Here is a 7,560-nt window from a genome sequence, read left to right as displayed (position 1 = left end):
GCCCCGGCGCCCCCCCCCCCGCGCCTAGCCCCCCCCCCCCCACGGTTCCGGACAGCGCGCCTGTGACGGGACCGAACGGATTGGAGTCCGGGCTTCGGGACACAAGCATCAGGTGCTGAAGATACTTCTGGTTGTCCTGCTCGGCTCGCTGGCGACGGGCGTCTCGGTCATCGCCGTCCTCGTCTCACCCTGGTGGTGGGCCGCGGCCGTCCCGCTGCTCCTGCTCGCGCTGGTGGCCGTCCACGACCTCGTGCAGCGCCGGCATTCCGTCCTGCGCACCTACCCACTGCTCGGGCATCTCCGCTACGCGCTGGAGGCGCTGCGGCCGGAGCTCCAGCAGTACTTCATCGAGCGCGACTTCGACGGCCGCCCCTTCGATCGTGACACCCGCAGCATCGTCTACGAGCGCGCCAAGGGCACCGATGCCGAGGAACCGTTCGGCACCGAACTCGACCTGTACCGGACGGGCAGCGAGTTCCTCACCCCGTCCATGGCCCCCCGGCCGGAGCCCACCGACGCGCCGCGTGTCCGGATCGGCGGACCCGAGTGCACCCGGCCCTACGACATGGCGCTGCTCAATGTCTCGGCGATGAGCTTCGGCTCGCTGTCCGCCAACGCCGTGCTCGCCCTCAACACCGGCGCGCACCTGGGCGGTTTCGCCCACGACACCGGCGAGGGCGGCCTCTCCGAGTACCACCTGAGGCCCGGCGGAGATCTCGTCTGGGAGATCGGCACCGGGTACTTCGGCTGCCGTACGGACGACGGGGACTTCGATCCGCGGCAGTTCGCCGAGAAGGCGGCGCACGAGCAGGTCAAGTGCGTGTCGCTGAAGATCAGTCAGGGGGCCAAGCCCGGCATCGGCGGAGTGCTGCCGGGTGCCAAGGTGAACGCGGAGATCGCCGAGGTCCGCGGCGTCCCGCAGGGGGAGACCGTCATCTCACCGCCCTACCACCGCGTCTACTCCACACCGCGCGAACTGGTGCGCTTCCTGGCCCGGATGCGTGAACTGGCCGACGGCAAGCCCGTCGGGTTCAAGCTGTGCGTCGGCTCGCGCCGTGAGTTCCTCGCCGTGTGCAAGGCGATGCTGGAGGAGGACAGCACGCCGGACTTCATCGTCGTCGACGGAGCGGAGGGCGGAACGGGCGCGGCGCCCCTCGAGTTCGCGGACAACGTCGGCCTGCCCCTGGGCGAGGGGCTGATGACCGTGCACAACGCCCTGGTGGGTGCGGGGCTTCGCGACCGGATCCGGATCGGTGCCAGCGGCAAGGTGGCCACCGGCAGTGACCTCGTCAAGCGCCTTCTGCAGGGAGCCGACTACACCAACGCCGCCCGCGCCATGATGTTCGCGATCGGATGCATACAGGCCCAGCGCTGCCACACCAACACCTGTCCCGTCGGGGTCGCCACCCAGGACGAACGGCGCGCCCGCGCCGTCGACGTGCCCGACAAGTCCCAGCGCGTACGGCGCTATCAGCGCGCGACGGTCAGGAGCGCGCTCCAGATCATGGCCTCGATGGGCGTCGAGGAGCCGCGCGGTCTGCGGCCCCACATGCTGCTGCAGCGGGTGAATCCGCACACCGTCCGCTCCTACGCGGAACTCCACGACTGGCTCGCCCCCGGAGAACTGATCGCATCGGCGCCCTCCGGCTGGGCATCCGACTGGCAGGCGGCCGACCCGGACCGCTTCGCCCGCTGAACCCGCTACTCATCGCTTCATCCGTCGAACCCGGCACCCGTTCCGAGGGGCCGCACCGAACCGAAGGGCACTCCCGTGGCACGAACCGTCGCCCGTGTGATCGTCGACGCACTCAGGGATCTGGGCGTCCAGCACGTCTTCGGCGTGGTCGGAGACGCCTTGAACCCGCTGACCGACGCGATCCGTACCACTGACGACCTGGACTGGGTCGGCTGTCGGCACGAAGAGGCCGCGGCCTTCGCCGCCGGAGCCCAGTCCCAGCTCTCGGGAACACTGGGGGTGTGCATGGGGACGGTGGGACCCGGCTCCGTACACCTCCTCAACGGGCTCTACGACGCGGCGAAGAGCCGGACCCCCGTCCTCGCGATCTGCGGTCAGGTGCCCCTCGCCGAGGTCGGCAGCGACTACTTCCAGGAGGTCGACAACGACCTGCTCTTCCGTGACGTGGCCGTCTACCGTGCCACCGTCTCCTCCCCGGACCAGATGCCGCGGATGCTGGAGTCCGCCGTACGCGCGGCCGTGAGCCAGGGGGGAGTGGCGGTGCTCACCGTGCCCGGGGACCTGGGCGACCAGGAACTGAGCGACGACCGGGCCGCCCGCTTCGCGCTCGACCGTCCCGTCACCCGTCCCGACGACCCCGCGCTCGCGCGGGCCGCCGAACTCCTCAACGCCGCCGACCGGGTCACCCTGCTCGTCGGCCGCGGAGCCCGCGACGCCCGGGCCGAGGTCCTGCGGACCGCCGAGGCGCTCGCGGCGCCGATGGTGCTCACCCTCAAGGCGAAGGAGGGGTTCGAGGGGGACAACGAGTTCCAGGTCGGCCAGACCGGTCTGATAGGCAACCCGGCCGCCGCCCACGCGCTCGACAGCGGCGACGCGCTCCTGATGCTGGGCACCGACTTCCCGTACCGGGACTGGTATCCGAAGGGGTGCAAGGTCGTCCAGGTCGACACCCGTGAGGAGCACCTGGGCCGCCGGGTTCCCGTGGACGTGGGTCTGACGGGCGACGTGGGCGCGACGCTGAGGGCACTGCTCCCGCTGGTGAGGACGGCCACGGACCGGGGCCACCTGGACGACGCGCGGGAACGGTTCGCCCACTGGCAGGAAGGTCAGCGGCGGCTGGCCGACCCGGGTCACGAGCGCCGCTGGACCGGGAAGCTGAGGGCTGTCCTGGACAACCGGGACCACGAGATCCGCCCCGAGGCGCTGGCCGCCGCGGTGGACGCCCACGCCGCCGAGGACGCCGTCTTCACCTCGGACACCGGAATGGCCACGGTGTGGCTCTCCCGCTTCGTCCAGATGCGCGGGTCCAGGCGCCTGATCGGCTCGTACAACCTTGGTTCGATGGCCAACGCGATGCCCCAGGCCCTCGGGGCACAACTCTGGGCGCCCGACCGCCAGATCGTCGCCTTCTGCGGCGACGGCGGACTGAGCATGCTGCTGGGCGACCTCATGACGATCAGGACGTACCGGCTGCCCGTGAAGCTCGTGGTCTTCGACAACCGCCGCCTGGGGATGGTCAAACTCGAACAGGAGCAGGCCGGACTGCCCGAGTTCGGTACGGAACTCGACAACCCCGACTTCGCCGCGGTGGCCACCGCGCTCGGCCTCACGGGTATCCGCGTCACCGACCCGGCCGATCTCGACGACAGCGTCCGCCGGGCCCTCGACACCCCCGGGCCGGTCCTGCTGGATGTTCTGACCAATCCGCAGGAGGTGGCCGTGCCGGGCAAGCCGACCGTGTCGCAGGGGTGGGGCTTCGCCATCGCCAAGGTCAAGGAGATCCTCCCGAGCCACGAGGGCTGACGGGGACGCTCCGCGGGCTCTCGCTGGGCCGGACACGGGTCGCGGGCGGCCATGCGCCTCGTGACCGTCCTCGGTCCGGCCGGCGGCCTCATGGCGCGAGGTCGCCGTAGGCCCTCGTCTCAGTCATCCGCTGGACCATCGGGCCGGTCGCCGCCGCCCCGCGCTCCGACGCCCAACGCCTGCTGGAGGGTGGGATAGCAGGTGATGACGGTGTCGAGGCCGACGATCCGAAGGACGCGCAGGATCGAGGGGGAGGGCGCCGCCAGGCGTACCCAGCCTCGCAGGGCGGTGGCGGCGTGGTGGGCCCCGATGAGCGCGTTGATGCCGCTGGAGTCCATGAAAGTGACCTGACTCAGCTCCACCACGGTGCGGGCGGCCGCCTCGCCGTCGGGACCGAGGAGCGCACGCTGGACCTCGGTGCCGGTGGTGAAGTCGATCTCGCCGCGCAGAGCCAGCACAGCGATGCCCTCGGCGGTGGTGGAGCGGGTTACCGACAGCCGTGGGGAGTCCATCGCGGTCATCCTTCCGTGGGACAGGGCTCGGTGGGGCGTGCCGGGGCCGGAGCCCACGACGGTGGGTCGCCGTGGACGGGAACCCATCAAGGGTCCGTGCCCCGGTCTTCACCCGTCAAGAGATACAGGAAAAGATTTTCGCCCTTTCTTATACGTGAATGCTGCGTCTACTCTGGGATGATGCATGGAGTACCCGAGTCCCATACAGGCTGGACGTTCCTCACGAACCATGCCCGCGTGCTGGCCGCCATCGCGGAGGACCGCACCACGCGCATCCGCGACATCGCCGCGCGCTGCCAGCTCACCGAGCGGGCTGTCCAGAAGATCATTTCTGACCTGGAGGAGGGCGGCTACCTCACCCACACCCGGCAGGGGCGCTCGAACGAGTACCAGATCGAGGAGGGGACCCTCCTACGGCACCCGGCGGACTCCGGGCCGACGGTGGCCGACCTGCTGGCCCTCCTCGCCCGGCACGACGCCGAACACGGCGGCGCCGGCAACCGGCAGATGCGAGGGGCGTCCCCGCACGCACGTGCCACGGAAGGCGACCGGTGACGTCGGCGGCTCGCTCCCCGGGCGCTTAAGGCCGCGGCGCGGGCCGGCTCCCCACGCCGGCGTGACGGCGCCGGTGTGAGGGCGCCGGATACGAGGGCATGAGATGACACGAAGTAGCGCCGGACTCCCCAGGATCACGGAGGCGACGTTGAGGTCCGAAGCGGACATGACGCAGCAGGTTCCCTCGCCCCCCGAGGACTCGGCGGACGAGGTGCTGCGCCTGGAGGACGAGAATCTCCAGCTCAAGCAGGCAGTGCGGTCGCACGCCGTTGTCGATCAGGCCATCGGTGTCATCCTGGCGGTCGGCCGGCTGACTCCCGACCAGGGCTGGGACACGCTGCGGAGCATCTCCCAGAACACCAACGTCAAGCTGCGGAATGTGGCCGAGCTGATCGTCGAGTGGGCACGAACGGGACAGCTGCCCAGCGAGATCCGCGGCCAGTTGGAGCACGAGCTCGGACTCGGTGACCCCTCGGGCGAAGCGGAGTAGAACCCCTGGCCCCGTCTCTCGGGGCCCGGGACGTATCGCGCGGGTGTGCTCGTGAGGGTGCGATGGCCACGGAGCGGTGGACGCGGTGGCGGCCCCTCGATGGCGCACCGGCCCGAGTCGTGGGGCGTGGGGCGACAGGGCCCGGGTAGGCGTTGCACCGAGCCCGGTTCGGCGGGTCCGTGCACGCGGCCGGCGCCGGCCCTCCGGTCGGTTCCGGTACGCCGGTGCGGGCGGTGGGCGTGGCAGCGTCGTCGGCGAGGAGGCCGCCTGCTTGGCCGGTCCACGATGTGTTGAGGAGAAACGTATGGTGAGCGAGCCGTCGAACACCCCGAGCCTGATCGCCGGACGTGATCGCGGCCTGGGCCTGCCGGTGGCCGACCGGGTGGGCTGGGACCCGGTGGACGTGCGGGCGGTCGACACCGTCCGACTGCTGGCCGCGGACGCGGTGCAGAAGGCCGGGAACGGCCATCCCGGGACCGCGATGAGCCTCGCACCCCTGGCGTATCTGCTCTTCCAGAAGGTGATGAGGCACGACCCGGGCGACGACCGGTGGCTCGGCCGGGACCGTTTCGTGCTGTCGTGCGGGCATTCGAGCCTGACCCTGTACATCCAGCTCTACCTGGCCGGATACGGGCTTGAGCTGTCCGACCTCCAGGCGTACCGCACCTGGGACTCGGCCACACCCGGACATCCGGAACACCGCCACACGGCCGGTGTGGAGATCACCACCGGACCTCTGGGCCAGGGCCTGGCCGCCGCGGTGGGCATGGCGATGGCCGCGCGCCGCGAGCGTGGCCTGCTCGACCCGGACGCCGCGCCCGGTACCTCGCCCTTCGACCACCACGTGTACGTGATCGCCTCGGACGGCGACATGATGGAGGGCATCACCGCCGAGGCCGGATCGCTGGCGGGCCATCAGGAACTCGGGAACCTGGTGGTGTTCTACGACTCCAACCACATCTCCATCGAGGACGACACCGACGTCTCCTTCAGCGAGGACGTCCCCGCCCGGTACGCCGCGTACGGCTGGCACGTGCAGACGGTGGACTGGACCCGCACCGGCGACTACGTGGAGGACGTCGACGCGCTCCTGGCCGCGATCGAGGCGGCCGGAACGGAGACGGGGCGCCCCTCGCTGATCATGCTGCGCACGCTGATCGGCTGGCCGGCCCCGACCAAGCGGAACACCGGAAAGGCCCACGGCTCGGCGCTCGGTGACGAGGAGGTCGCCGCGACCAAGAAGGTGCTGGGTTTCGATCCCGAGCGCGCGTTCGTCGTCGAGGACGAGGTCCTGGCGCGGACCCGCGCCGCCTCCGACCGCGGCCGTGCGGCGCACGCCCGGTGGCAGGAGGCCTTCAGTGCCTGGCGGGAGGCGAACCCGGACCGCGGGACACTGCTGGACCGGCTGCGGGCACAGGAACTGCCCGAGGGATGGACCGAGGCGCTGCCCGAGTTCCCGGCCGACCCGAAGGGAATGGCCACCCGGAAGGCCTCCGGCGAGGTCCTCACCGCACTCGCGGGCGTACTGCCGGAACTCTGGGGAGGCTCGGCCGACCTGGCCGAGAGCAACAACACCACGATGGACGGCGAACCGTCCTTCGTACCGGCCGGCCGGCAGACCAAGGAGTGGAAGGGCGGCCCGTACGGGCGCACTCTGCACTTCGGGATCCGGGAGCACGCCATGGGCGCGGTACTCAACGGCATCGCCCTGCAGAGCCTGACCCGCCCGTACGGCGGCACCTTTCTCACCTTCTCCGACTACATGCGTCCCGCCGTGCGTCTGGCGGCGCTGATGCGGTTGCCCACCACCTACGTGTGGACCCACGACTCCATCGGCCTCGGCGAGGACGGGCCCACCCATCAGCCCGTCGAACACCTCGCCGCATTGCGCGCCGTCCCGGGTCTGGACGTCGTGCGTCCCGCCGACGCGAACGAGACCGCCGCCTGCTGGCGCGCCGTCCTCGAACACACCGACCGCCCCGCGGGGATGATCCTGACCCGTCAGAACCTGCCGGTCCTGGACCGGGACAGCGGGGAGTTCGCCGCGGCCTCCGGTGCGGCGCACGGTGGTTACGTCCTTGTTGATGGCACCGATGGCACCGATGGCACCGATGGAGCCGGCACCGTGCTGCCGGACGTCATCCTCGTCGCGACCGGCTCGGAGGTGCGGATCGCTCTCGACGCCCGCGCCCGACTGGCACGTGAGGGTCTGAGGGCGCGCGTGGTGTCCATGCCGTGCCGGGAGTGGTTCGCCGCCCAGCCCCGGGACTACCAGGACGAGGTGCTGCCGCCCGCGGTACGGGCACGGGTCAGCGTCGAGGCCGCCGTGGGACAGGGCTGGCGCGACGTGGTGGGAGACGCGGGGCGCATCGTCAGTCTGGAGCACTACGGCGCCTCGGCGGATTACCAGCGCCTCTACAGCGAGTTCGGCATCACGGCCGAAGCGGTGGCGGCCGCCGCCCACGACAGTGTCCGCGACGCGGCCGGCGTGCCGCGCCCAGGAG

Annotated in this window: 6 protein-coding genes; 5 read left to right on the top strand and 1 reads right to left on the bottom strand. The window is 71.1% G+C overall.

Annotated features, from left to right (window positions below; all coding sequences use genetic code 11):
• Positions 1 to 112 precede the first annotated feature (112 nt).
• Positions 113 to 1,696 (top strand): FMN-binding glutamate synthase family protein, encoded by a 1,584-nt coding sequence (locus ABZV34_RS35960; protein ID WP_356286408.1) that lies wholly within the window; start codon positions 113 to 115, stop codon positions 1,694 to 1,696.
• A gap of 75 nt (positions 1,697 to 1,771) precedes the next feature.
• Positions 1,772 to 3,499 (top strand): thiamine pyrophosphate-dependent enzyme, encoded by a 1,728-nt coding sequence (locus ABZV34_RS35955; protein ID WP_356286405.1) that lies wholly within the window; start codon positions 1,772 to 1,774, stop codon positions 3,497 to 3,499.
• A 119-nt stretch (positions 3,500 to 3,618) separates the two neighbouring features.
• On the opposite strand, the gene ABZV34_RS35950 is transcribed toward ABZV34_RS35955, so the two are convergent.
• Complete coding sequence (locus ABZV34_RS35950) at positions 3,619 to 4,011, bottom strand: STAS domain-containing protein (protein ID WP_356286402.1); 393 nt, start codon at positions 4,009 to 4,011, stop codon at positions 3,619 to 3,621.
• A gap of 180 nt (positions 4,012 to 4,191) precedes the next feature.
• Between ABZV34_RS35950 and ABZV34_RS35945 the strand changes: the two genes are divergently transcribed.
• The 3 genes from ABZV34_RS35945 to tkt all read left to right on the top strand — a co-directional run.
• Positions 4,192 to 4,566: a MarR family transcriptional regulator gene (locus tag ABZV34_RS35945; protein ID WP_356286399.1), complete on the top strand. Its 375-nt coding sequence runs from the start codon at positions 4,192 to 4,194 to the stop codon at positions 4,564 to 4,566.
• A gap of 166 nt (positions 4,567 to 4,732) precedes the next feature.
• Complete coding sequence (locus tag ABZV34_RS35940) at positions 4,733 to 5,056, top strand: ANTAR domain-containing protein (protein ID WP_356286396.1); 324 nt, start codon at positions 4,733 to 4,735, stop codon at positions 5,054 to 5,056.
• 304 nt (positions 5,057 to 5,360) lie between these two features.
• On the top strand, positions 5,361 to 7,560 hold a 2,200-nt coding region (gene tkt / locus ABZV34_RS35935; protein WP_356286393.1), incomplete at its 3' end, for a transketolase.

Source organism: Streptomyces sp. NPDC005195 (assembly GCF_040608315.1).
Taxonomy (GTDB): domain Bacteria; phylum Actinomycetota; class Actinomycetes; order Streptomycetales; family Streptomycetaceae; genus Streptomyces; species Streptomyces kaempferi.
The sequence above is the reverse complement of the archived record's forward strand: the minus strand, read 5'-3'. Positions and strand labels throughout refer to the sequence as shown.

Bases quoted from the DNA above. Each gene is read 5' to 3' on its own strand.
- ABZV34_RS35945 (WP_356286399.1), top strand. From the start codon at position 4,192: ATGCATGGAGTACCCGAGTCCCATACAGGCTGGACGTTCCTCACGAAC.
- ABZV34_RS35940 (WP_356286396.1), top strand. From the start codon at position 4,733: ATGACGCAGCAGGTTCCCTCGCCCCCCGAGGACTCGGCGGACGAGGTG.
- ABZV34_RS35950 (WP_356286402.1), bottom strand. From the start codon at position 4,011: ATGGACTCCCCACGGCTGTCGGTAACCCGCTCCACCACCGCCGAGGGC.